We start from the raw sequence: 386 nt of genomic DNA on the forward strand, positions 1-386 counted from the left end.
GCGGGAGTAGCTCAGTTGGTAGAGCGATACCTTGCCAAGGTATAGGTCGAGAGTTCGAGACTCTTCTCCCGCTCCAAGTTACTTGGAAAAAAGGAAGCCTGAACAAGCTTCCTTTTTTTATTGTGATAGGTGAGCGAGCATTGAAAGTTTGGCTGCGGCGCAAGTCGAAAAAAGTCAAAAAAGATGTTTGCAAACAACACGTGTTTTAGGTAGTATGCGTGTCCCCAAGGCGGGGTAGCAAAGTGGTTATGCAGCGGCCTGCAAAGCCGTCTACGCCGGTTCGATCCCGACCCCCGCCTCCAAAACGCTCCATGCGGGAGTAGCTCAGTTGGTAGAGCGATACCTTGCCAAGGTATAGGTCGAGAGTTCGAGACTCTTCTCCCGCT

The 386-nt window shown here is 51.3% G+C and carries 3 tRNA genes; all 3 read left to right on the forward strand.

The features are described from left to right. The 3 genes from MKD49_RS25800 (at nt 1) to MKD49_RS25810 (ending at nt 386) form a co-directional block, all read left to right on the forward strand. Nucleotides 1-76, forward strand: a tRNA-Gly gene (locus MKD49_RS25800). 152 nt (nt 77-228) lie between these two features. After that, nucleotides 229-302: transfer RNA gene (locus MKD49_RS25805), tRNA-Cys, on the forward strand. 11 nt (nt 303-313) lie between these two features. Next, a tRNA-Gly gene (locus tag MKD49_RS25810) sits at nt 314-386 on the forward strand.

The organism is Herbaspirillum sp. WGmk3 (assembly GCF_023952535.1).
Lineage (GTDB): Bacteria > Pseudomonadota > Gammaproteobacteria > Burkholderiales > Burkholderiaceae_D > Herbaspirillum > Herbaspirillum huttiense.